At 63.4% G+C, this 22527-nt stretch carries 23 protein-coding genes; 15 read left to right on the plus strand and 8 right to left on the minus strand.

All coding sequences use genetic code 11. The annotated features are described in order from the left end of the window. Positions 1-53: 53 nt before the first annotated feature. Positions 54-2582: an ABC transporter permease gene (locus tag FDT80_RS14820; RefSeq protein WP_138663095.1), complete on the minus strand. Its 2529-nt coding sequence runs from the start codon at positions 2580-2582 to the stop codon at positions 54-56. After that, the gene (locus FDT80_RS14825; protein ID WP_138663096.1) at positions 2579-3268 is read right to left on the minus strand and encodes an ABC transporter ATP-binding protein; all 690 of its coding nucleotides are present in this window, start codon (positions 3266-3268) and stop codon (positions 2579-2581) included. Before FDT80_RS14825 ends, FDT80_RS14820 begins: the two co-directional genes overlap by 4 nt. 51 nt (positions 3269-3319) lie before the next feature. Between FDT80_RS14825 and FDT80_RS14830 the strand changes: the two genes are divergently transcribed. Further along, positions 3320-3970 (plus strand): arylesterase, encoded by a 651-nt coding sequence (locus FDT80_RS14830; protein ID WP_425472030.1) that lies wholly within the window; start codon positions 3320-3322, stop codon positions 3968-3970. A 136-nt stretch (positions 3971-4106) separates the two neighbouring features. On the opposite strand, the gene FDT80_RS14835 is transcribed toward FDT80_RS14830, so the two are convergent. Continuing rightward, a complete protein-coding gene (locus FDT80_RS14835) occupies positions 4107-4313 on the minus strand; it encodes a cold-shock protein (protein ID WP_138663098.1) in 207 nt (68 codons plus the stop codon). Between the two features lie 343 nt (positions 4314-4656). Here FDT80_RS14835 and FDT80_RS14840 point away from each other — a divergent pair, with 343 nt between their 5' ends. Continuing rightward, positions 4657-5988, plus strand: a complete 1332-nt coding sequence (locus FDT80_RS14840) for an NAD(P)-dependent oxidoreductase (RefSeq protein WP_138663099.1) — start codon at positions 4657-4659, stop codon at positions 5986-5988. A 25-nt stretch (positions 5989-6013) separates the two neighbouring features. Next, complete coding sequence (preA, locus tag FDT80_RS14845) at positions 6014-7318, plus strand: NAD-dependent dihydropyrimidine dehydrogenase subunit PreA (protein WP_138663100.1); 1305 nt, start codon at positions 6014-6016, stop codon at positions 7316-7318. Positions 7319-7348: 30 nt separating this feature from the next. On the opposite strand, the gene FDT80_RS14850 is transcribed toward preA, so the two are convergent. After that, positions 7349-7837: a hypothetical protein gene (locus FDT80_RS14850; RefSeq protein ID WP_138663101.1), complete on the minus strand. Its 489-nt coding sequence runs from the start codon at positions 7835-7837 to the stop codon at positions 7349-7351. A gap of 127 nt (positions 7838-7964) precedes the next feature. Next, on the minus strand, positions 7965-8585 hold the full coding sequence (locus tag FDT80_RS14855; protein WP_138663102.1) for a TetR family transcriptional regulator C-terminal domain-containing protein: 621 nt from the start codon (positions 8583-8585) through the stop codon (positions 7965-7967). 204 nt (positions 8586-8789) lie between these two features. Here FDT80_RS14855 and FDT80_RS14860 point away from each other — a divergent pair, with 204 nt between their 5' ends. From FDT80_RS14860 to FDT80_RS14895, 8 genes are all read left to right on the plus strand, one after another. After that, positions 8790-10040, plus strand: coding sequence for a Zn-dependent hydrolase (locus FDT80_RS14860; protein ID WP_138663103.1), 1251 nt, complete (start codon positions 8790-8792; stop codon positions 10038-10040). A 57-nt stretch (positions 10041-10097) separates the two neighbouring features. Then, positions 10098-10421: a hypothetical protein gene (locus FDT80_RS14865; RefSeq protein WP_138663104.1), complete on the plus strand. Its 324-nt coding sequence runs from the start codon at positions 10098-10100 to the stop codon at positions 10419-10421. A 79-nt stretch (positions 10422-10500) separates the two neighbouring features. After that, positions 10501-11961: a dihydropyrimidinase gene (hydA, locus tag FDT80_RS14870; protein ID WP_138663105.1), complete on the plus strand. Its 1461-nt coding sequence runs from the start codon at positions 10501-10503 to the stop codon at positions 11959-11961. Further along, complete coding sequence (locus FDT80_RS14875) at positions 11961-12785, plus strand: ABC transporter ATP-binding protein (protein WP_138663106.1); 825 nt, start codon at positions 11961-11963, stop codon at positions 12783-12785. Before hydA ends, FDT80_RS14875 begins: the two co-directional genes overlap by 1 nt. 72 nt (positions 12786-12857) lie before the next feature. Next, the gene (locus FDT80_RS14880) at positions 12858-13724 is read left to right on the plus strand and encodes an ABC transporter permease (RefSeq protein WP_138663107.1); all 867 of its coding nucleotides are present in this window, start codon (positions 12858-12860) and stop codon (positions 13722-13724) included. Continuing rightward, positions 13721-14560 carry an ABC transporter permease gene (locus tag FDT80_RS14885; protein WP_138663108.1) on the plus strand — a complete coding sequence of 280 codons (840 nt, stop codon included), beginning with the start codon at positions 13721-13723 and terminating at the stop codon, positions 14558-14560. Before FDT80_RS14880 ends, FDT80_RS14885 begins: the two co-directional genes overlap by 4 nt. A 58-nt stretch (positions 14561-14618) precedes the next feature. Beyond that, positions 14619-15599, plus strand: coding sequence for an ABC transporter substrate-binding protein (locus FDT80_RS14890; RefSeq protein ID WP_170311899.1), 981 nt, complete (start codon positions 14619-14621; stop codon positions 15597-15599). Between the two features lie 142 nt (positions 15600-15741). Next, positions 15742-15999, plus strand: coding sequence for a hypothetical protein (locus FDT80_RS14895; protein WP_138663110.1), 258 nt, complete (start codon positions 15742-15744; stop codon positions 15997-15999). 194 nt (positions 16000-16193) lie between these two features. Here the strand turns inward: FDT80_RS14895 and FDT80_RS14900 are convergent, their stop codons facing one another. Further along, positions 16194-16763 (minus strand): L,D-transpeptidase, encoded by a 570-nt coding sequence (locus FDT80_RS14900; RefSeq protein WP_138663111.1) that lies wholly within the window; start codon positions 16761-16763, stop codon positions 16194-16196. Positions 16764-16904: 141 nt separating this feature from the next. Next, a complete protein-coding gene (locus FDT80_RS14905) occupies positions 16905-17111 on the minus strand; it encodes a cold-shock protein (protein WP_007117950.1) in 207 nt (68 codons plus the stop codon). 400 nt (positions 17112-17511) lie between these two features. Between FDT80_RS14905 and FDT80_RS14910 the strand changes: the two genes are divergently transcribed. Next, complete coding sequence (locus FDT80_RS14910) at positions 17512-18489, plus strand: response regulator (RefSeq protein ID WP_138663112.1); 978 nt, start codon at positions 17512-17514, stop codon at positions 18487-18489. Between the two features lie 548 nt (positions 18490-19037). Then, positions 19038-19328 (plus strand): hypothetical protein, encoded by a 291-nt coding sequence (locus FDT80_RS14920; protein WP_138663113.1) that lies wholly within the window; start codon positions 19038-19040, stop codon positions 19326-19328. Positions 19329-19534: 206 nt separating this feature from the next. Here the strand turns inward: FDT80_RS14920 and ettA are convergent, their stop codons facing one another. Further along, on the minus strand, positions 19535-21190 hold the full coding sequence (gene ettA / locus FDT80_RS14925) for an energy-dependent translational throttle protein EttA (RefSeq protein WP_138663114.1): 1656 nt from the start codon (positions 21188-21190) through the stop codon (positions 19535-19537). A gap of 148 nt (positions 21191-21338) precedes the next feature. On the opposite strand from ettA, the gene FDT80_RS14930 reads away from it, so the two are divergent. Together FDT80_RS14930 and FDT80_RS14935 are read left to right on the plus strand one after the other, a co-directional pair. After that, positions 21339-21806, plus strand: a complete 468-nt coding sequence (locus FDT80_RS14930) for an MOSC domain-containing protein (protein WP_246039973.1) — start codon at positions 21339-21341, stop codon at positions 21804-21806. 261 nt (positions 21807-22067) lie between these two features. Further along, positions 22068-22508 carry a universal stress protein gene (locus tag FDT80_RS14935; RefSeq protein ID WP_138663115.1) on the plus strand — a complete coding sequence of 147 codons (441 nt, stop codon included), beginning with the start codon at positions 22068-22070 and terminating at the stop codon, positions 22506-22508. The last annotated feature ends 19 nt before the right edge of the window (positions 22509-22527 follow it).

The raw sequence follows: 22527 nt of genomic DNA on the forward strand, positions 1-22527 counted from the left end.
AAGACTGCGTATTCCAAATGGATGAAAATACCGCCGCCGGAGGCAAAAATCTCTTATTCCCGCGCCCGCAGAACTTGTGCCGGGCGCGCGTTGATGGGACCCCAGGCAAAGGCGAGCCCCGCCAGCAGCGTGGCGACTACGCCTCCTGCCACGATGCTGAGCGCCGACGGCCAGATCACGGCGAAATCGGTTTCCATCACGTAGTGGCTGACCGCCCAGCCACCCAGAATCCCCGCCCCCAGCGCCACCAGCCCCGCACAGAGGCCCAGCAGCGCGGCGCGCAGCGTGAAGCTGATCAGGATTGACCGGCGCGTTGCCCCCAGCGTTTTCAGCACTGCGGCCTCGTAGGTTCGGGCGCTGGTACCGGCGGAAGCGGCCCCGATCAGCACCAGGAAGCCGGTGAGCAACGTGGCCGCCGCGCCATAGGACGTGGCCGCCGCCAGACCGTTGAGCACCTCGGCCACGCGGTCGATGGCGTCGCGCACCCGAATGGCGGTGATATTGGGATACTGGCCAGCCAGATCCCGCAGAATCTGGGCCTCGGCGTCTTCCTCCGCATAGACGGTCGAGATGAAGCTGTGCGGCGCGCCTTGCAACGCGGCCGGGTTCATCGTCAGGATGAAGCCGATGCCGGCTGTCGAAAAATCAACATCGCGGAAGCTTGCGATGGTTCCGGTAATGTCGCGACCCAGCACGTTGATGGTGATCGTATCGCCAAGGTCGAGCCCCATTTCACCGGCTTCTTCGGCGGCAAAGCTGATGAGCGGCGGGCCGTCGTAATTCGCGGGCCACCAGTCGCCGGCGGTCAGGCGGGTATCGTCTGGCAACGCCTCGGCGTAGGTCACGCCGCGGTCGCCCTGCAGCACCCAATGATCGCCACCGACCTCGCGTGCGGGCCGGCCGTTGATCTGGGTCACGACCCCGCGCAGCATCGGCGCGGAATCGATGCGCCGCACGGCAGGGTCGTTTTCGAGCCGTTCAGTATAGCCCGCCATCTGGGATTGCTGGATATCGACGAAGAAGTAACTTGGCGCGACATCTGGCAGGTTGCCGGAAATCGCCTGCCGCAGGTTGCCGTCGATCTGTCCCACGGCGGCCAGTACGGACAGGCCAAGCCCCAGCGACAGCACCACCGATGCCGCCCCTTCGCGCGGGCCGGATATGGCGGCCAATGCCCACCGCAGACGTGGGCGGCCGCGGCTGAACACTCCGCCGCGCCGCGATGCGAAGCGAATCAGCAGCGAGGATGCAGCCAGAAGCAACAATGCCCCGGCGATGCCGCCCGCCGTCCAGAGCGTGAGCCGCCATGCGCCGGAAAACAGGCCCGCCAGTCCGACCAGCGCAACCAGTCCCGCGGCGATCATCGCCAGGTAGCGCGGCGCCGGCAATGCCTTGCCGCCTGACAGAGCGTCGCGAAACAAGGTGGCGGCCCGGACCTCTTCGGCGCGGGCCAGCGGCCAGAGCGTAAAGACGAAGGCAGTCAGAAGGCCGTAGATCGCCGCTTCGGCCAGAGGCGCGGGATAGAGCGCGAAGGCCGCGGGAATGGGCAGGCGCGCTTCGATCAGGGGGGCCAGCAGCAGGGGCGCCACGCCACCCAACAGCAGCCCGATCGCAATGCCCAGGAGCGACAAGGCGCCGATTTGCAGAAAATAGGTCTGGAAAATCAGCCCGCGTTCGGCCCCCAGCGTGCGCAGGGTCGCGATCACGCTGGTCTTGCCCGCGAGATAGGCGCGCACCGCCGCCGAGACGCCGACCCCGCCCACGGCCAGGCCCGACAGCCCCACCAGCACCAGGAACGCGCCCAGACGGTTCACGAATTCCGCAACACCCGGCGCGCCATTGCGCGCGTCGGTCCAGCGCAGTCCGCTGTCGGTGAATGTGGCCCGCGCTTCGGCCTCGAGGGCCGCCAAATCGGCATCCTGCGGCAGGTCGAGGCGGTATTTCGTGGAATAGAGCGTTCCGGGAGCCAGCAGCGAGGAGTTTTCGAGACTGTCGGTCGTCACGATGGTCCTGGGTCCAAGCGCGAACCCGCCCGCGGCGCCGTCGGGTTCGCGGGTCAGGATGGCGCTCAGGTAAAAACCTTGTGTCCCAAGTTTGAACGTGTCGCCAACCGCGAGGCCAAGCCGATCCACCAGGACCCGCTCCATCACGGCGCCGGGCAGGCCATCCTGACCGGCCAGCGCCGCGTCCAGCGTCATCTGGGGCTCAAGCCCGACGGTGCCGATCAGAGGATAGGCTTCGTCGACGGCTTTGATCTGCGTCAGCCCGCGTTCGGCGGTATCGCCGGTGCCTGTGACGGCCATCGACCGGAAATCGACGACTTCGGACAAGGTCAGCGCGGTGTCCGTCATCCAGTCGCGCTCGGCCTGGGTGGCGAAGCGGTAGGTGAATTCAAGTTCGGCATCGCCGCCCAAAAGCGCCGCACCTTCGCGCGACAGTCCTGCTTCGATCGCGGCGCGTACCGATCCCACGGCGGCGATGGCCGCGACACCAAGCGCAAGGCAGGACAGGAAGATGCGAAACCCCTTGAGCCCCCCGCGCAATTCACGGCGGGCAAAGGTGGCGGCCAGTGCGATGCTCATTCCGCGGCCCGGTCCAGTTGCGCAAGCCGTCCATCGGCGAGCCGGATCACGCGGTCGCAGCGATCGGCCAGATCGCGGGCATGGGTGACAAGCACCAGCGTCGCGCCGTGTTGGTCGCGCAGCCCAAACAGCAGGTCCATGATGGCGGACCCGTTCGCCCCGTCCAGATTGCCGGTCGGTTCATCTGCCAGCAGGATGTCGGGGCGCGGAGCGGAGGCACGCGCCAGGGCCACGCGCTGCTGTTCGCCGCCCGACATCTGGCTGGGATAGTGGCCACTGCGATGCGCAAGGCCCACGACCTTCAGTTCCTCTGCGGCGCGGTCGAACGCGTCCCTGTCCCCGGCAAGCTCGAGCGGGGTGGCGACGTTTTCCAGCGCCGTCATCGTCGGAATGAGGTGAAAGGATTGAAAGACCACGCCCATATGATTGCGCCGGAAGCGCGCGAGCGCGTCCTCGTTCATCTGGGTAAGATCCTGACCCAATGCACGCACCGTCCCGCCCGTTGCGCGCTCCAGCCCGCCCATGATCATCAAGAGCGATGACTTGCCTGACCCTGACGGCCCGACAAGGCCGACGGTCTCGCCGCGCGACACCTCCATCGTGATGCCATGCAGGATATCGACCCGTCCGGCATTGCCATCGAGCGATAACGCCGCATCTTGAAGTGAGAAAACTGGATCGGACATGTACGAGCGCCTTTATAGAGAGGTACGTCGTGATATGGAGGTTGGATGCAAATGCGCAAGGTAATCGTCGGAACAGTCTTGATTTTATCGGCAACGGCTGCCCGTGCCGCCTGGGCCGAGGGCATGGTGATCGCCGCGCTGGGCGATAGCCTGACGCAAGGTTACGGCCTGGTGCAGGACGAGGGATTCGTGCCGCAGTTGCAGGCCTGGCTGGATGCGCGGGGTGTCGATGCGCAGGTGATAAATGCGGGCGTGTCCGGCGATACCACCGCCGGCGGGCTCGCGCGTGTTGCGTGGACCCTGACGCCGGATGTGGACGCGATGATCGTGGCGCTGGGGGGCAACGACCTGTTGCGCGGGCTGGATCCGGGCGTCAGCCGGGCGAACCTCGACGGTATCCTGCAGGCTGCCGAGCAGGCCGATGTGGAGGTGCTGCTGGTGGGTATGGACGCGCCGGGCAACTATGGCCCCGAATACAAGCAGGCGTTCGACTCGATTTATCCCGAGTTGGCGGACAGCTATGGCACGCTTTATGCGCCGAGCTTTTTCGAGGGGCTTCAGATGGAGGGCGACGATCCGGCCTCGGTCCGCGCCTATATGCAGCCCGACGGCATTCACCCCAATGCCGAAGGCGTGGCCCTGATCGTCGAGACGCTGGGGCAAAGCGTTCTTGAGTTGATCGCGGCCGCGCAGTCGTCGTGACGGATGGGCGAGGCAATGGAAAATTCGGGTTTTTCGGCCCGCGTTATTGAAAAAGCCGCCACGCGCGGGCGGTGGAAGACATGAAAACGGGCGCCCGTCGCGCCCGCTCAGATCGCAATGTTCATGGTGTCAAAGCCTAGGCAAGCGCTATGTTCGCGGCGCTTTCACGGCCGTCGCGGCCGGCTTCGATGTCGAAGGTCACCTTTTGGTTGTCCGCGAGACCTGTCAGGCCCGCCCGCTCGACTGCGGAGATGTGGACAAAAATGTCCTTTCCGCCGCCATCAGGCGCGATAAAGCCGTATCCTTTGGTGGTGTTGAACCATTTGACGGTGCCAGTTGCCATCGTCATCTCTCCTCTGGTGTGTCTGCCCACGTTATGCGGCAGCGTGGCTCGGTCGAAATCAGATCGAGGGACTGTACCGGAGGCGTCAGGGCCGAAATAGCAGCAGTGGTCGATAATTTGTCGCGTCGCAGGCCGATATTGAAGCGAGTCGTATAAAAATCAAGAAAATTTGGCCGGGTTTCGCGGGGTCTGCTTCGGTCGGCAAATTCCCGCGCGTCGGGCGATCTGCACAGGGATCGGGCAGGGACACCGCGCCGTGACGATTTTCAAATTTTACCAGTTGATAAAAAAATGATTCCGTTGCAGCCTTTTTCCTGACAGATGCATGAACAGGGACATCGGCATGGTACAGGATACATTCACCCCCGGAGTGGTCGCGGGTCGGCTTGACCAGGACACATACGAGGCGCAGTTTTCCGATCTGCACCCGCCGCTGGGCGCGCACGAGGCGCTGGTGGCGGCGGATCGCTGCTATTTCTGCCATGACGCGCCCTGCATCACGGCCTGTCCGACGGATATCGACATTCCGCTGTTCATCCGCCAGATCGCCACTGGCACCCCCGACGCGGCGGCCAAGACGATCCTGAGCCAGAACATCATGGGCGGCATGTGCGCCCGCGTCTGCCCGACCGAACAGCTGTGTGAACAGGCCTGCGTGCGCGAGGCGGCAGAGGGCAAGCCGGTGCTGATCGGCCAGTTGCAACGCTATGCGACGGATAACTTGCAGGCCAGGGGCGAGCATCCGTTCACGCGGGCCGAGGCCACCGGCAAGGCCGTGGCGATTGTCGGCGCAGGGCCGGCGGGGCTTGCCTGTGGGCACCGGCTGGCGATGCTGGGGCACCGCGTCGATGTCTACGATGCGCGGCCCAAGCCTGGTGGGCTGAACGAATACGGGATCGCCACCTACAAGACGCCAGATGGCTTTGCCCAGGCCGAGGTGGACTGGCTGCTGAAGATCGGCGGCATCACGCTTCACCATAACAAGGCCATGGGCCGCGATATCACCTTGGGCGAGTTGCAGGAGGATTACGACGGCGTATTCCTTGCCATGGGGCTGGGCGGGGTCAACGCGCTGGGCACGACGGGCGAGGACAAGGCCGGAGTGTTGAACGCGGTCGATTTCATCGCGGAACTGCGGCAGGCGTCGGACATGGCCGCGGTGCCGGTGGGCCGCGACGTGGTGGTCATCGGCGGCGGCATGACGGCTGTGGATGCCGCGGTTCAGGCCAAGCTGCTGGGCGCGCTGAACGTGACTTTGGTCTATCGCCGGGGCCGTGACCGGATGAATGCGAGCCCGTTCGAGCAGGATCTGGCCGCCTCCAAGGGCGTGCGGATCGTCACCCATGCGGTGCCCGTGGCGGTGCATGGCAACGGCGCGGTCCGCGATGTCGAATTCGAATATGTCGATGACGCGATGAAAGGCACCGGTCAGATGCTGCGGTTGCAGGCTGACCAGGTGTTCAAGGCCATCGGACAGACGCTGGAGGGCGATGGGCTGCCGCAATTGGACGGCGGCAAGATCGCGGTGTCGCAGGGCGGCAGAACCTCGCTCGACGGTGTCTGGGCCGGGGGCGACTGCGCATCGGGCGGCGACGACCTTACGGTCACCGCCGTGGCCGAAGGGCGCGATGCGGCGATGGATATTCACGCAACATTGATGGGGACGGCGGGCTAAGCGCCGCGCCTTGGAGGACAACACTATGGCAAATCTGCAAAGCGACTTCATCGGCATCAAGAGCCCCAACCCCTTTTGGCTGGCCTCTGCGCCGCCCACGGACAAGGAATACAACGTCCGCCGCGCGTTCGAGGCCGGCTGGGGCGGCGTGGTCTGGAAGACCCTGGGGATGGAGGGGCCGCCGGTCGTCAACGTCAACGGACCGCGCTATGGCGCGATCTATGGGGCGGATCGCCGGCTGCTGGGGCTGAACAACATCGAATTGATCACCGACCGTCCGCTGGAAGTGAACCTGCGCGAGATGAAGGCGGTCAAACGCGACTATCCCGACCGCGCGCTGATCGCGTCGATCATGGTCCCCTGCGAGGAAGAGGCCTGGAAGGCGATCCTGCCGCATGTGGAGGACACCGGCGCCGACGGGATCGAGCTGAACTTCGGCTGTCCGCACGGCATGGCCGAACGCGGCATGGGCAGTGCCGTGGGACAGGTGCCGGAATACATCGAAATGGTGACCCGCTGGTGCAAGATGTACACGCGGATGCCGGTCATCGTGAAGCTGACGCCGAACATCACCAACGTGCTGTACCCCGCCGAAGCGGCCAAGCGGGGCGGGGCGGATGCGGTCAGCCTGATCAACACGATCAATTCGATCACATCCGTCGATCTGGATCTGTTTGCTCCCGAGCCGATGATCGACGGCAAGGGCACGCATGGTGGCTATTGCGGCCCGGCGGTGAAACCCATCGCGCTCAACATGGTGGCCGAGATCGCGCGCAATCCCGAGACGGCCGGCCTGCCGATCAGCGGCATCGGCGGCGTGACCACATGGCGCGATGCGGCGGAATTCATGGCGCTGGGCGCAGGGAACGTGCAGGTCTGCACGGCGGCGATGACCTACGGCTTCAAGATCGTGCAGGAGATGATCTCGGGCCTGAGCGAATACATGGACGACAAGGGCTTTACCTCGGTCGATCAGATCGTGCGCCGCGCGGTGCCGAATGTGACGGACTGGAACCAGCTCAACCTCAACTACGTGACGAAGGCCAAGATCGATCAGGATCTGTGCATTTCCTGCGGCCGCTGCTTTGCCGCCTGCGAGGACACGAGCCACCAGGCGATCGCAATGTCCGAAGACCGCACATTTAGCGTGATCGACGAGGAATGCGTGGCTTGCAACCTGTGCGTCAACGTCTGCCCGGTCGAGGATTGCATCACGATGGAGACGATGGCCCCTGGCTCGGTCGATCCGCGCACGGGCCAGACCGTCGCGCCGGAGTATGCCAACTGGACAACCCACCCCAACAACCCGGCGGCCAAGGCCGCCGAGTAGAAGCCGCAGGTCCGGTCGTGCCCTTGGGCGTCACGTTGACGACTTCGACCGGATCAGCACATCTGCCGTCGGCAGCGGGTCGGGCGGTTCCACGTCCGGCAGGTCGCCGGTGAGGAAGGGGGCCTGCACCGGCGTGCGCAGTCCCTCGACCAGTCGTTCAATCCGCGCCGTTTCGACAGCCGCGATCGCGGCGCGGCGCGCCGTGTATTCGCTGCGGCTGACGGACGCGGGATCTGATTGCGCCTGTGCCGCGATCACCGATTTCGGCGCCGCGTTGGCCGGAGGGGAAGTCGTCTGTGACGGCGGCGCCGACAGGCTGCCGGATGTGTCGCCGTCGCCGCCGGTTCCGCCGCCGCTGTAGGTTCCGGTGCCGGATTGGTCGGTCGATGTGCCGCTGTCGCCGCTGGAAGATGTGTCCGAGGGCGGCGGCGTTTCTTCGGTCGGTGCCGTGTTATTGCCGCCGTCCGTTGAGCCCGTGTTCGACGGGACGAAGGGAGTGATACCGGAAATAATGCTCATTCTGTCTGCTCCAGATGTCCATACCAGGAAGGAGCCCGCCACCCGAAGATCAGCTAAGACCGGGAACAATAACCGACCGTTAACGCGTTCCAAAAACAACGGGCTGTGGTTAATGGCGACGACCGGGTCAGGGCGTCAGCAGCTTGGTGAACAGCGTTGTCAGATAGGTCTCCGCCCCGGCGGGATCGTCGGCGGGGGCTGGTTCCAGCAGGACTTCGACCTGTGCCGCGAAATCGGCATAGTGCTGCGTGGTGGCCCAGATCGAGAATATCAGGTGCCGCGGATCGACGGCGGCAAGGTGTCCGTCGTCCATCCAGCCTTGGATCACTGCACATTTTTCATCGAAGAGCGGCTTCAGGCTGGATCTGAGGTGCGGGCCCATGCGCGGCGCGCCCTGCAATATCTCGCCTGCGAACAGGCGGCTTTCACGCGGCAATTCGCGCGCCATGGCCAGTTTGCGCCCGACGTAATCCAGCAATTCCGACATCGGGTCGCCATCGGGATCCAACGCCACGAGCGGGTCCAGCCAAGTCTTCATCAATTGGTTGAGCAAGGTGACGTGGATTTCTTCCTTGCCGTCGAAATAGTAGAGGATGTTGGGCTTGCTCAGCCCGGCCTGTGCCGCGATCTGGTCCAGCGTGGCGCCGCGGTAGCCATGCAACGAGAACACCTCGAGCGCCGCATCGAGGATGAGACGGCGATTGCGTCGCTGGATTCGGCTGGGTTTTTTGTCACTGCCATCGGGCACGGGCGTTCTCCGGTCTTGAGGTGCCGCAAAAACGGGCAGCGGTCAACGGGCGCCAAGCGGCGGTGGACACGCGGCCCAAAGCAGTTCTTGACAGGACCCACCCTAGCCGCAATCGTGGCTTTACCAAATGGTAAAAATTAGCCGTGTGACCGGCGCGACCAAACGGGGCCGCATAGCACGGGACACGACACGAGGAGAGCCGCCATGACCGCACCGGGACAGAACCTGAAGATCAACCCCGACCGCCTGTGGGACAGCCTGATGCAGATGGCAAAGATCGGTCCGGGTGTCGCGGGCGGCAACAACCGCCAGACCCTGACGGACGAGGACGCCGAGGGCCGTGCGCTGTTTCAAGGCTGGTGCGAGGCGGCGGGCTGCACGATGGGGCTCGATCAGATGGGCAACATGTTTGCCCGCCGCGAGGGCACCGACCCCGATGCGCTGCCGGTCTATGTGGGCAGCCACCTGGACACGCAGCCGACGGGCGGGAAATACGATGGCGTCCTGGGCGTTCTGGGCGGGCTCGAGATCATCCGCACGCTCAACGACCTCGGGATCAAGACAAAACACCCCATCGTGGTCACGAATTTCACCAACGAGGAGGGCACGCGCTTTGCGCCCGCAATGCTGTCCTCGGGCGTGTTCGCGGGGATCCACACCCAGGACTGGGCCTATGCCAAGACCGACGCCAAGGGCGCGACATTCGGCGAGGAGTTGAAGCGGATCGGCTGGCGTGGCGAGGAGGAGGTGGGCGCGCGAAGGATGCACGCCTTTTTCGAACTGCACATCGAACAAGGGCCGATACTGGAGGCGGAAGGCAAGCAGATCGGCGTCGTCACGCACGGTCAGGGGCTAAGCTGGACGCAGGTGACAATTACGGGCAAGGATAGCCACACCGGATCGACACCGATGCCGATGCGCAAGAACGCGGGGCTCGGGATGGCGCGGGTGCTGGAGAAGGTGGATGAGATCGCATGGAGCCATGCGCCTCATGCCGTGGGGGCGGCCGGCCATATCGACGTCTATCCCAATTCGCGCAACGTGATTCCGGGCAAGGTCGTCTTTACCGTCGATTTCCGGTCTCCCGAACTGAGCGTCATCGAGGACATGGAGGCGCAGTTGCGCACAGAGGGCCAGAAGATCGCTGATGACATGGGGCTTGGGATCGAGTTTGAAAAGGTCGGCGGCTTTGATCCGGTGGCCTTTGACGAGGGGTGTGTCACGGCCGTGCGCAACGCGGCCGAGCGGCTTGGCTACAGCCATATGAACCTGATTTCGGGCGCAGGGCACGATGCCTGCTGGATCAACCGGGTGGCGCCCACCGCGATGGTGATGTGCCCCTGTGTCGACGGGCTGAGCCACAACGAGGCGGAAGAGATCAGCAAGGACTGGGCAATGGCGGGGGCGGACGTGTTGATGCATGCCGTGGTCGAGACGGCGGAGATTGTGGCGTGAGCGTTTTCTTGACAGGACAGCGGATCGGACTCTTCGAAAAATTCCGTCTGGGTCGCGATGATTGATCCCGACCTCACCGTGCCCGAGCGGATCGCCGCGCTGATCGAGGCCGAACTGGCGGCCGCCGAACTGGGCGACGATCCGATCCTGTGCAGGACGGCGCAGGCCTTTCGCCGGGTCCAGCGGCGTCCGCGCGCGGTGACGGTGAATTTCTCGGGCGGGATCACGCAGACCTGCTGGAGCGTGACCCGCGGCGACGGTGACTACCGGGTGATATACCTGCCCACGGCGGGGTATTTCTCGCTCTGTGTGGAGAGCGATTTCGGGCCTTTGGATATCGGGGTGCATGGACCGGCGCTGGGGTGCTTCGGATCGGTGTGAGGCGGGGGCCGGCCCCCGCACCCCCGGGATATTTGGGAACAAGAGAAGCAGGACACTGCTGTGACATGGGAGAGATAAGATGAGCAAGGTGATCAAGGGCGGCATGGTCTGCACGGCGGACCGGACCTGGAAGGCGGATGTTCTGATCGAGGGCGAGAAGATCGTCCGGATCGGCGAGGACCTGGCGGGCGACGAGTATATCGATGCCGAAGGCGCCTATGTCATCCCCGGCGGCATCGATCCGCATACCCATCTTGAGATGCCTTTCATGGGCACCACGGCGGCGGAGACGTTCGAGAGCGGCACCTGGGCGGCCGCGGTGGGGGGCACGACGATGATCGTGGATTTTTGTCTGCCGGGGGCCGATGGCAGCATCAGGAACGCGATCAATGAATGGCACCGCAAGTCGGCGCCGCAGATCTGTTCGGACGTCGGCTATCACATGGCGATCACCGGCTGGAACGAGAACGTGTTCGACGAGATGAAGGACGCCGTCGACATGGGTGTGAATTCGTTCAAGCATTTCATGGCCTACAAGGGCGCGCTGATGATCGAGGATGACGAGATGTTCGCGTCTTTCAAGCGCTGTGCCGAGTTGGGCGCCTTGCCGATGGTGCATGCCGAGAACGGCGACCTGGTGGCGGAGTTGCAGCAGAAGTATTTCGATCAGGGCATCACCGGGCCGGAGGGCCACGCGTATTCCCGTCCGCCCGAACTGGAGGGCGAGGCCGCAAACCGGGCGATCACGATTGCCGATACCGCGGGGGTGCCGCTTTATATCGTGCATGTGTCCTGTGAGCAGACGCATGAAGCCATCCGGCGGGCGCGGCAGAAGGGCATGCGGGTCTATGGCGAGCCGTTGATCCAGTTCCTGACGCTGGATGAGAGCGAGTATTTCAACAAGGATTGGGACCACGCCGCGCGCCGCGTGATGAGCCCGCCGTTTCGCAGCAAGGATCACCAGGACAGCCTGTGGGCCGGGCTTCAGGCCGGGTCGTTGCAGGTGGTGGCCACGGACCATGCCGCGTTCAGCACCGAACAGAAACGCGCGGGGCGCAACGATTTCCGGATCATCCCCAATGGGTCCAACGGGCTGGAGGAGCGACTGGCCGTGCTTTGGACCGAAGGGGTGGAGACCGGGCGGCTGACGCCGAACGAATTTGTCGCGGCCACCAGCACAAATGTGGCCAAGATCCTAAATATCTATCCGCGCAAGGGCGCCATCGTCGAGGGCGCGGACGCCGATATCGTCGTGTGGGACCCCAAGATCACCAAGACGATCAGCCCGGCGAACCATCACTCGGTGCTGGATTACAACGTGTTCGAGGGGTTCGAGGTCAAGGCGCAGAGCCGTTATACGCTGTCGCGCGGGGAGGTGATCTGGGCTTGGGGACAGAACAGCCAACCCAATCCGGGCCGCGGCAAGTTCATCCCGCGACCTGCGTTCCCATCGGCGAATGTGGCGTTGTCGAAGTGGAAAGAGTTGAACAGCCCCAAGATGATCAAGCGCGATCCGCTGAACATTCCGGCGGGGATTTGATGGCCAACGAGCTGAACAAGCTGCGCCAGACGCAAGCCCCGTCGCCCGCGACGAGCGTGATCCGTGCGCAGAACCTGGACCTGACGTTCCAGACCAATGACGGGCCGGTTCATGCGTTGAAGGATGTCAGCCTGGACATTGGCGCCGGCGACTTTGTCAGTTTCATCGGCCCGTCGGGCTGCGGCAAGACCACGTTTCTGCGCGTCATGGCCGATCTGGAGCAGCCGACGGGTGGGACGGTCACTGTCAACGGGGTGAGCCCGGAGGAGGCGCGGCGCGCGCGGGCCTATGGGTATGTCTTTCAGGCCGCGGGCCTTTATCCGTGGCGTACCATCGGCGGCAACATTCGCCTGCCGCTTGAGATCATGGGGTATTCGCGGGCCGATCAGGATGCGCGGGTCGCGCGGGTGCTGGAGCTTGTGGAGCTTGACGGGTTCGAAAAGAAATACCCATGGCAGTTGTCGGGCGGCATGCAGCAGCGTGCGAGCATCGCGCGCGCGCTGGCCTTCGATGCCGATATTCTGCTGATGGACGAGCCGTTCGGGGCGCTGGACGAAATCGTGCGCGATCACCTCAATGAGCAGTTGCTCAAGCTTTGGGACCGCACGGGCAAGACGATCGCATTCGTGACGCATTCGATTCCGGAGGCGGTATACCTGAGCACGAAGATCGTCGTGATGAGCCCGCGACCCGGACGGATCACCGATGTGATCGACAGCCCGCTGCCGCGCGATCGGCCGCTGGATATTCGCGACACGCCCGAATTTCTGGAGGTGGCGCACCGGGTGCGGGAAGGGTTGCGTGCGGGGCACGGCGATGACTGAGCTTTGCGCCCCGATCCGAGGTGTCGCCCCGCAAGGGAGTATTTTTGACCCAAAGAAGCAGGGGGACGGCGCATGAGACAGAGCGTTGTGCCGGTCCTGACCGTGGTCGGGGCGCTGTTCGTCGTGTGGTATGCGGCGGCTGTTTGGCTGAATGCGCCGTGGGCCCATGACAAGGCCAAGCGGTCGGGCGAGGTGCTGAGCGTGAGTGCCCTGGTCGCGGATACCTGGGCGCAGGACAAGCCGAAGCTGCCCGCGCCGCACCAGGTGGCGATCGAGTTGTGGGAGACCACGGTCGAGAAGAAGATCACCTCGAAACGGTCGCTGGTCTATCATTCCTGGGTGACGCTGAGTGCGACCATTCTGGGGTTCGTCCTGGGGACGGGTCTTGGCACGTTGCTGGCGGTGGGGATCGTGTTCAACCGGACGATGGACATGAGCGTCATGCCCTGGGTGATTGCGAGCCAGACGATCCCGATTCTGGCGATTGCGCCAATGATCATCGTCGTGCTGAACGCAGTTGGCATTTCGGGGCTGCTGCCCAAGGCGATGATCTCGATGTACCTGTCGTTCTTTCCGGTGGTCGTGGGCATGGTCAAGGGGCTGCGCAGCCCCGATGCGATGCAGCTTGACCAGATGCGCACGTGGAACGCGTCCGCGTCGCAGACGTTCTGGCGGCTGCGGCTGCCGTCGTCGATGCCGTATCTCTTCACGTCGCTCAAGATCGGTATGGCGGCGTCGCTGGTGGGCGCCATCGTGGGCGAATTGCCGACAGGTGCCATTGCCGGTCTTGGGGCGCGGTTGCTCGCCGGCAGTTATTACGGTCAGACGATCCAGATCTGGAGCGCGCTGATCATGGCGGCCGCGCTGGCGGCGGCCCTGGTCGGGATCATCGGCATCCTGCAGCGCGTTACCCTGAAACGCATGGGGATGGCGCAATGAGTTGGCTGATCCTTGCGCTGGTGATCTGGGCTGCGGGCTGGACGATCAATGGCTGGCTGGCACGGCGCCCGGCCACGCGGCTGACGTCGCTGGCGGTGCCGTTGATATTCGGCGTGACGCTGGTCGCGGTGTGGGAGGCGCTGGTGTGGGGGCTTGAGATCAGTCCGGTGCTGCTGCCCGCGCCATCGATCATCGCCACACGGTTTGCGGCCTCGACGGGAATCCTCTGGGAGGATTTCGTGCAGACCGTCGTCAAGGGCGCCCTGTCGGGGTATGCGATGGGTTGTGGATCGGCGTTCTTGATCGCGGTGATGATCGACCGTTTTCCCTTCCTGCGACGCGGGCTTTTGCCGGTGGGTAATTTCGTGGCGGCGCTGCCGGTCATCGGAATGGCGCCGATCCTGGTGATGTGGTTCGGCTTTGACTGGCAATCCAAGGCGGCCGTGGTCGTGGTGATGGTGTTCTTTCCGATGCTTGTGAACACGGTGCAGGGATTGCAGGCCACGGACGTGATGCAGCGTGACCTGATGCGGACCTATGCCGCGGGCTATTGGTCCACCCTCTTCAAGCTGCGGCTGCCGGCAGCGATGCCGTTCATCTTCAACGGGCTCAAGATCGCCAGCACGCTGGCCTTGATCGGAGCCATTGTCGCTGAATTTTTCGGCTCTCCGATCCGCGGTATGGGGTTTCGCATCTCCACGTCTGTGGGGCAGCTTGCGCTTGATCTGGTCTGGGCCGAGATTGTCGTGGCGGCGATCGTCGGATCGGCCTTTTACGGCGGGGTTGCGCTGATCGAGCGGGCGGTGACATTCTGGCATCCATCCCAACGAAGATAGACCAACAGACCAACGACAAGAAACGGACAACCAACAAAGGAGAGTATCGATGAAGACAATGACAAAAGTGGCGGCGACCTTTGCCGCGGGGCTTTGGGGGACGCTGGCGCAGGCCGCCGATGACGTCACCCTGCAACTGAAATGGGTCACGCAGGCGCAGTTCGCCGGCTACTATGTCGCGCAGGACAAGGGCTTTTACGAGGAAGAGGGGCTGAACGTCACGATCAAGCCCGGTGGACCCGATATCGCACCCACGCAGGTGCTGGCCGGGGGCGGTGCGGATGTGACCGTCGAATGGATGCCCGCCGCGCTGGCCGCGCGTGAAAAGGGCCTGAACATGGTCAATATCGCGCAGCCCTTCAAGTCGAGCGGCATGATGCTGACCTGCCGCAAGGATGCGGGCATCGAGACCACGGACGATTTCGCGGGCAAGACGCTGGGCGTGTGGTTCTTTGGCAATGAATTCCCGTTCCTGAGCTGGATGAGCAAGCTCGACATTCCCACCGATGGCAGCGACGACGGCGTCACGGTTCTCAAGCAGGGCTTCAACGTCGATCCGCTGCTTCAGGGGCAAGCGGCTTGCGTGTCCACGATGACCTACAACGAATACTGGCAGGTGATCGACGCCGGGCTCACGCCCGAGGACCTTCAGGTGTTCAAATACGAGGATCAGGGCGTCGCAACGCTTGAGGACGGATTGTATGTGCTTGAGGAGAACCTTGACGATCCGGCGTTCGAGGACAAGATGGTGCGCTTTGTGCGCGCGTCGATGAAGGGCTGGAAATACGCTGAGGAAAACCCGGACGAAGCGGCCGAGATCGTGCTGGAAAACGACGCCAGCGGAGCCCAGACGGAAGAGCACCAGAAGCGCATGATGGGCGAAGTGGCCAAGTTGACCGCCGGTAGCAATGGCGCGCTGGTGGTCGAGGATTACGAGCGCACCGTCGCATCGTTGCTTTCGGGCGGATCCGATCCGGTGATCTCCAAGGCGCCCGAGGGTGCGTGGACCCATGCGATCACCGACAAGGCGCTGAACTAAGGCCGCAGCGCCACACGTGAAACCGGGAAAGGGCGAGCCGCGAGGCTGGCCCTTTTTTCATGGTCCGCCGGTCTGGACAATGCGTGATGGTGCCCCATGTCGTGGCACAGTTTGCCCAACGCAAAGAAAGACGAAGTCACAGATGAGCAATTCCGATGTCGCCCAAAGCGAAACAGACCGTCAGGAACAGGTCAATGCGCGCGCGCTTGCCTCCATCCACGCACAGCGGGTTCGGCGTTCGGCCCGTGGGTATGCGGTGATGTCCGGCGCGCTGGGCTTTGGCGAAGGGGTCAATGGCTCTGGACTGATGGCCAAGATCAGTCATGGCGCCAAGCTGTTTTGCATCGGCTTTGCCCTTTTGGTGCCCAGTTTGCTGGTCTGGCAGGTTCTGCTCGATTAAGGCGATTGTGGTTTTCGTGTACGCCGCCATGGGCGCAGATGGTGTCTTGCGCCCGCGCAATTGCGGTGTTTCGACAGACTGCCTACACGACACGTAAGCCGTGCCACCGGGTTCGACGCGCCTGATTGCCGATTGGCGCGTCGCGTGTTCATGGCGGCCGGGCAACAGCGGCGTTGCCCCGCCGCCCGATCAGATCACAGCACGGTCACCTTGGTGCCCACCGGCACGCGTTGGTACAGGTCGATGACATGCTGGTTGATCATCCGGATGCAGCCGTTCGAGACAGAACGCCCGATGCTGCCCGGCTGAGTGGTGCCATGGATCCTGAAATATGTATCGACGCCATTTTGAAACAGGTAGAGCGCCCGCGCGCCCAACGGGTTCTCGGGGCCGCCGGGTTGCGCCTCGGTATTGCCGATGAAGCGTTTGTAAGTCTCGGGCTCGCGTTCGATCATCTCGTCCGTCGGGCGCCACGTCGGCCATTCCTTCTTGACCGAAATCGTCGCCGTTCCGGTGAACTCCAGCCCCGCCTTGCCGACGCCGACGCCGTATCGCATCGCCTCGCCCGGGGCCGTGACGTAATACAAGTAAAAGCTGCGCGGCAAGATCAGAAGCTGGCCGGTCTGGTAGCTTGGCTTGATCTTGACGACCTGCGGCGAGGGGTCGAAGGCCACGCTTGGCGTGTTCGGCAAGGTCTGTGACGTTGCAATGCCTGGCAAGGCCGTTGCGGCACAGGTGGCTGCTAGGAAATCACGTCTGCGCATGGGAAATGCTCCGGGATTGATACTGGGTTGCTCATATGGTCGCCGTCCAAGCCGTTTTTGGCAAGTCCGCAGACGCAAAAAAACCGGGCAACCTCAATGGCGCCCGGTTCGATTCGTCAGGGTCGGAACCCTGTCAGTGGCTTATGCCAGTGCGATGTTTGTCGCGCTTTCGCGACCGTCGCGGCCTGCTTCGATGTCGAAGGTGACCTTCTGGTTGTCGGCCAGACCGGTCAGGCCTGCGCGCTCAACAGCAGAAATGTGAACGAAAACGTCCTTGCTGCCGCCATCGGGTGCGATAAAGCCGAAGCCTTTTGTTGTGTTGAACCATTTCACGGTGCCAGTAGCCATATCCGTGTTCTCCTTGATTTTATGCTATCCGCGTTGGTGCGATAGCCCGGCGTGGTCGGTCTGGATCGAAGACTGAGCGCCGTGGAAGGAGACAGTGGGTCGAAAAAGAATAACGTTTGCAGAGCGCTGTATGACATATGCATTCGCCAACAGCAAGTGAATTCGCATCGCTGGCCGGCCAGGGCGCATGACTGTGGGAAACGCGGCGCGCGGGCTTTGCGTCAAGACTGTGCGCCTGGTGGTTGAATAGGGCCAAAACGTGCCCAAGCGCGGCATTTTCGGCCAAACGGAGCCGCCGCATGGCCGCACTCGTGCCGAGATTTGATGCGACGTTTTCTCGAATCGGGCCAGTGGGGTGTCTTCCCTTTGATTCGTGCCTGACCGAGGAGAATGAAGTACCATGCGAATTCTGGCTGTTGACGATGACCCGCTTATTCTTGACCTTCTGCGCGAAAGCCTGACCGTGAATGGCTATTGCGACCTGACGTGCACCGCCAGCGCCGAAGAGGCGCACACGGCCATGGAACAGGCGACGGAGCCGTTCGACTGTTTCTTGCTGGACATCGTGTTGCCCGAAACGGACGGTATCGCGCTGTGCGCGGACATTCGCGCGATGGACGCCTACAAGATGACGCCGATCATCATGATCACGGCAAGCCGACAGCCCGACATGATGGAGCGTGCCTTTGCCGCCGGGGCCACGGATTTCGTGACCAAGCCTCTGGATGGGCTTGAACTGGGGACGCGGGTCAACATCGCGTCCATGCTGAACGACAGCATGATGCGCGAACGCGAGAGCCGGCACACGTTGGCCGAACTGACCCGCCTGACCCGGATCAGCTTTGAGGAACGCTTTGTCATGGCCGATGTGCCCGGACTAAGCGATTATCTGATGCTCGAAAACCATCTGCTGCGGTTTTCGTCCGGCTGCTATGCGATGACCCTGTTCGCGGTCGAAGTGGAGGGTGCAAAGGCGATCTTCCGCACCGCGTCGGCACCGACGTTTCGTGCCCGCATGGAGGCCGCGGCCCGCGCCGTGGCCGGTCAACTGGACCCAGGGGCCACCCGGATCGCCTATGCCGGGCGCGGTGTGTTCGTGGGCGTGGCACACGGGCGTGGGCGTATGGACTTGCAAAAGATGCAAGACGACGCGCAGGCCTCGCTCGATCAAGGGTGGGACAGCCGGAGCCTTGGCTCCGATGCGGCACCCGATCTGACAGTGCGCGCGATTTCGACCCAGCGGGTCTGGGCCGCGGCTTCGGCTTGCGATGCGTTGCAGTCGTTTCTGGCGCGCATGGACCTGAACACAGCCGCCGATCCGCAGGACGAAGAGGCGCTGTTTGCGGCGCTGGAGCGTAAGCTGGCCCGTCGCGCCTGACGCCCGGATGCCGCAGGGCGATGTGGTGCCGCGCGCGCAGGCCGACGCCCGCGCCCTTGCGGTTTGCGCCCCTCGTCTGTGGGACATCCACGGCCTGACCAGAATGCGACCGGGAACGTGGGGTATCCGAATGCGGGCCGGGCTCCTACTCATTCCATCCGCAACATCGCCGCGATCTGGTCCTTGAGGCGCAGGCGCGTCCTGCGAAGGCACGTCCTCGTGCTCATCGGTCGTGGGCTCTATTTGTGTCTTGGCCAGATGCACGGCGCGGTTGATGGCGTGGTGGTCGTCGGCCAGTTTTCGAAAATGCGAATTGCTGATCCGCAGCGCGCGCACACGAGCGATCTGGTCGGGGAATTCCTCGGCCAGTTCGTGTGGGGTGTGGGACATGCCGGGGCTCCTGTCGGCGGTGTTGCCCCGGGATTTCGCAGGTCCGCCGCGCTTGGTTCTGGATGTGCGTCAAACGGGCTTGCCCGCGCGGGAATTGCTGACTTTTTCGCCGGATCGGAGTACACTGGCTCATGCGATCAAATGGGGGGGAAAGAGCGATGCGGTATGTCACGATCACCACGTGGGAAACGGCGGACGGCAACGATTACGACCTTGTGATGGAAGGCATACGCAAAAAGCGTCTGCCCGCGCTGAAAGAACTGGGCGCGACCCGCGTCACGGTTGTGCGCACCAGCGACCGCACCAGCGCCGCGATCACCGAATGGCCCGACCGTGCCACCCGCGACGCAGCCGAAGGCGCGATCGAGGAGGTCCGCGCCAAGGTCCACCGCGAGGATTACTCGCGCATCACCGGAGAGATGAAGGGCGAGGTCGTCGCGGAGGTGTGAGGGGGCAGTCATGGTGCGTACATGCGCCGGTGCCTGTCACGTCAACCGTGGTGCCGATCTTTTCCGATCCCGAGCGGACCGATGATCGGTGAGACACCCTGATTTCGACCCTTTGGGCCAAGTGCCGCTGCCGTCAGGTCAGCGCGTGCGGCTGCGCCCCCATTCGGGGGCGCGGGCTTGCGGGATTCCTAGCATCGCCTGGCAAGTCATCTCACGAATTTCTTGTGCTTCAGCCGCTTCGGCTCCAGGGCGTCCGCGCCCAGGCGGCGCTTCTTGTCTTCCTCGTAGTCGGTGAAGCCGCCTTCGAACCACTCGACATGCGCTTCGCCCTCGAACGCCAGCATATGCGTGCAGATGCGGTCGAGGAAGAAACGGTCGTGGCTGATGACAACCGCGCATCCGGCGAAATCGACCAGTGCGTCTTCGAGCGCACGCAGGGTTTCCACGTCAAGGTCGTTGGTCGGCTCGTCGAGCAACAGCACGTTGCCGCCTTCCTTGAGCAGGCGCGCCATGTGCACGCGGTTGCGCTCACCGCCTGACAACAGGCCGACTTTCTTCTGCTGGTCGGAGCCCTTGAAGTTGAACGAGGAGCAATAGGCTCGGGAGTTCACTTCGGCGTCGCCAAGCTGAATGAGTTCGGCCCCGCCCGAGATCGCCTGCCAGACGTTGTCGTCGGGGTTCAGGTCGTCGCGGGACTGGTCGACATAAGACAGATCGACCGTATCGCCGTATTCGATCGTGCCCTGATCGGGGGCTTCCTGCCCGGTCATCATCTTGAACAGCGTGGATTTACCCGCGCCGTTGGGGCCGATCACGCCGACGATGCCCCCGGGCGGCAGCGAGAAATCCAGACCGTCGATCAACTGCTTGTCGCCCATGTGCTTTTTCAGGCCGTTGACCTCGATCACCTTGTTGCCGAGGCGCGGACCGTTGGGAATGACGATCTGCGCGCGGCTGAGCTTTTCGCGTTCCGACGTCTCAAGCATGTCGTTGTAGGATTTGATCCGCGCCTTGGACTTGGCCTGCCGGGCCTTGGCGCCCTGACGCATCCATTCCAATTCGCGTTCCAGCGTCTTCTGCTTGGACTTGTCTTCGCGCGATTCCTGCATCAGGCGCTTGGATTTCTGTTCCAGCCATGCGGAATAGTTGCCCTCGTAGGGGATGCCCTTGCCACGGTCCAGTTCGAGGATCCAGCTGGTGATGTCGTCCAGGAAATAACGGTCGTGTGTGACGATCAGGATCGTGCCCTTGTAGTCGATCAGGTGCTGTTGCAGCCATGCGATGGTTTCAGCGTCGAGGTGGTTTGTCGGTTCGTCCAAGAGCAGCATTTCGGGCGCTTCGAGCAGCAGCTTGCACAGCGCGACACGGCGCGCCTCGCCGCCCGACAGATCCTGAATGCGCGCGTCGTCGGCCGGGCAGCGCAGGGCCTCCATGCTGACGTCGATCTGACTGTCGAGATCCCAGAGGTTTTCGGCGTCGATCCGGTCCTGCAGCGCGGCCATCTCGTCGGCGGTCTCGTCCGAGTAGTTCATCGCCAGCTCGTTGTAGCGGTCGAGGATGTCTTTTTTTGACTTGACGCCCAGCATGACGTTTTCGCGCACGGTCAACGACTCGTCCAGCTTGGGCTCCTGCGGGAGGTAGCCGACCTTTGCGCCCTCCGCGACCCAGGCCTCGCCGGTGAAATCGGTGTCAAGGCCGGCCATGATCTTCATCAGGGTGGATTTACCCGCGCCGTTGACGCCGACGACGCCGATCTTGACGCCGGGCAGGAAGTTGAGGTGGATGTTCTCGAAGCATTTCTTGCCACCGGGATAGGCCTTGGAGACACCCTGCATGTGATAGACGTATTGATAGGCGGCCATTGGGGGCTCCTTGGTTGCGAAAAAACGGTTGAAACCTGCAGTATCGCCCCGCAAGGCCAAGATCAAACGGCTTGATGCCCGGCAAGGCACTTTGCAATTGGGGGCACGGTGGCGTGGATGCAAGAGCGGGGCGAAGAAGGATGGCGGTGTGGAGAGGCTGAAGGATCTGATCGCGCGGACCGCGCAGCCAGGGCGCGTGACATGGATCGGCCTGCGGTCGGTGCGGCGCGCGGAAATGGACAGTGTCGCGGCGGCCTGTGTGACGCCGGACGGGGTGCAGGGCGATCACGCGCGCCCCGGCAAGCGCGCCGTGACCCTGATCCAGCACGAGCACCTTTCCGTGATTGGGGCGATGTTGGGCCGTGATCCCGTTGCACCGCAGGTCATGCGGCGCAACATCGTGGTGGCGGGGGTGAACCTGGCCGCGCTGAAGGGCCGGCGCATCGTCATCGGCGGTGCGGTGCTCGAGATTACGACGATCTGCGCGCCGTGCAGCCGCATGGAGGAGGCGTTGGGTGCGGGCGGGTATTCGGCGGTGCGCGGGCATGGAGGATGGTGCGCGCGGGTCATAACGCCGGGCGAGATCGCGTTGGGTGCCGCCGTGCACCCGGATTGATGCGATACCGCAGCGTCAAAAGGAAATCATGATTGCGCGTTATGCGTTCCAAACGCATCACGATATGTCGGGTTTCCGGTTCATTCGACTGACCTGGGGGCAATCTTAGGGCGACATGACTTTTGTGAATGACGTATCATCATGCAAGGTCCGGCGGGAGATCCTGATTTCAAATCATCCCTTCCCGGCCCCGAGTACCAAGCCGCCGACGCATCATTTCGGGTCGCGTCGGATAATAACATCGGACACAGGGACACAATAATGGCACACACAACAATCGTGGTCGGTCTTGATGGGTCGGAGGCGGGCGCGCGCGCGCTGTCCTTTGCCAAGACACAGGCCGGTCGGATCGAGAATTGCAAGATTGCGCTATGTTACGTGATCGAATGGTCGCCCTTCACCTTTCAGACCCCCGAAGAAAACGATCAGCGCCACAAGCGCCGCGAAGAGGAATTGGCGCTGGCGCACGAGCGCATCGTCGATCCGGCGGTCAAGGCGGCCAAGGCTGAAGGTTTCGATGTAACCGGCATCGTCCAGCACGGCGACGTTGCAGACATTCTGGAACGCGTCGCGGTCGAACATGACGCGGCGCAGATCGTCATCGGACGGATCGGCGCGCGTGGACTGCGCGAACGGCTGTTCGGTGGCGTCAGCGGCAGGCTGGTGGCCACCGCGACCGTTCCCGTGACGATCATTCCCTGACCCCCCCCCATCCGAGGAG

It is taken from the genome of Sulfitobacter sabulilitoris (assembly GCF_005887615.1).
GTDB lineage: Bacteria > Pseudomonadota > Alphaproteobacteria > Rhodobacterales > Rhodobacteraceae > Sulfitobacter_E > Sulfitobacter_E sabulilitoris.

Coding starts and splice junctions, on each gene's coding strand:
- FDT80_RS14830 (WP_425472030.1), top strand. CDS start 3,320: ATGCGCAAGGTAATCGTCGGAACAGTCTTGATTTTATCGGCAACGGCT.
- FDT80_RS14885 (WP_138663108.1), top strand. CDS start 13,721: ATGAGTTGGCTGATCCTTGCGCTGGTGATCTGGGCTGCGGGCTGGACG.
- FDT80_RS14865 (WP_138663104.1), top strand. CDS start 10,098: ATGATTGATCCCGACCTCACCGTGCCCGAGCGGATCGCCGCGCTGATC.
- FDT80_RS14850 (WP_138663101.1), bottom strand. CDS start 7,837: ATGAGCATTATTTCCGGTATCACTCCCTTCGTCCCGTCGAACACGGGC.
- hydA (WP_138663105.1), top strand. CDS start 10,501: ATGAGCAAGGTGATCAAGGGCGGCATGGTCTGCACGGCGGACCGGACC.
- FDT80_RS14840 (WP_138663099.1), top strand. CDS start 4,657: ATGGTACAGGATACATTCACCCCCGGAGTGGTCGCGGGTCGGCTTGAC.
- FDT80_RS14895 (WP_138663110.1), top strand. CDS start 15,742: ATGAGCAATTCCGATGTCGCCCAAAGCGAAACAGACCGTCAGGAACAG.
- preA (WP_138663100.1), top strand. CDS start 6,014: ATGGCAAATCTGCAAAGCGACTTCATCGGCATCAAGAGCCCCAACCCC.
- FDT80_RS14890 (WP_170311899.1), top strand. CDS start 14,619: ATGACAAAAGTGGCGGCGACCTTTGCCGCGGGGCTTTGGGGGACGCTG.
- FDT80_RS14920 (WP_138663113.1), top strand. CDS start 19,038: ATGCGGTATGTCACGATCACCACGTGGGAAACGGCGGACGGCAACGAT.
- FDT80_RS14820 (WP_138663095.1), bottom strand. CDS start 2,582: ATGAGCATCGCACTGGCCGCCACCTTTGCCCGCCGTGAATTGCGCGGG.
- FDT80_RS14825 (WP_138663096.1), bottom strand. CDS start 3,268: ATGTCCGATCCAGTTTTCTCACTTCAAGATGCGGCGTTATCGCTCGAT.
- FDT80_RS14860 (WP_138663103.1), top strand. CDS start 8,790: ATGACCGCACCGGGACAGAACCTGAAGATCAACCCCGACCGCCTGTGG.
- FDT80_RS14835 (WP_138663098.1), bottom strand. CDS start 4,313: ATGGCAACTGGCACCGTCAAATGGTTCAACACCACCAAAGGATACGGC.
- FDT80_RS14900 (WP_138663111.1), bottom strand. CDS start 16,763: ATGCGCAGACGTGATTTCCTAGCAGCCACCTGTGCCGCAACGGCCTTG.
- FDT80_RS14910 (WP_138663112.1), top strand. CDS start 17,512: ATGCGAATTCTGGCTGTTGACGATGACCCGCTTATTCTTGACCTTCTG.
- FDT80_RS14935 (WP_138663115.1), top strand. CDS start 22,068: ATGGCACACACAACAATCGTGGTCGGTCTTGATGGGTCGGAGGCGGGC.
- FDT80_RS14905 (WP_007117950.1), bottom strand. CDS start 17,111: ATGGCTACTGGCACCGTGAAATGGTTCAACACAACAAAAGGCTTCGGC.
- ettA (WP_138663114.1), bottom strand. CDS start 21,190: ATGGCCGCCTATCAATACGTCTATCACATGCAGGGTGTCTCCAAGGCC.
- FDT80_RS14875 (WP_138663106.1), top strand. CDS start 11,961: ATGGCCAACGAGCTGAACAAGCTGCGCCAGACGCAAGCCCCGTCGCCC.
- FDT80_RS14880 (WP_138663107.1), top strand. CDS start 12,858: ATGAGACAGAGCGTTGTGCCGGTCCTGACCGTGGTCGGGGCGCTGTTC.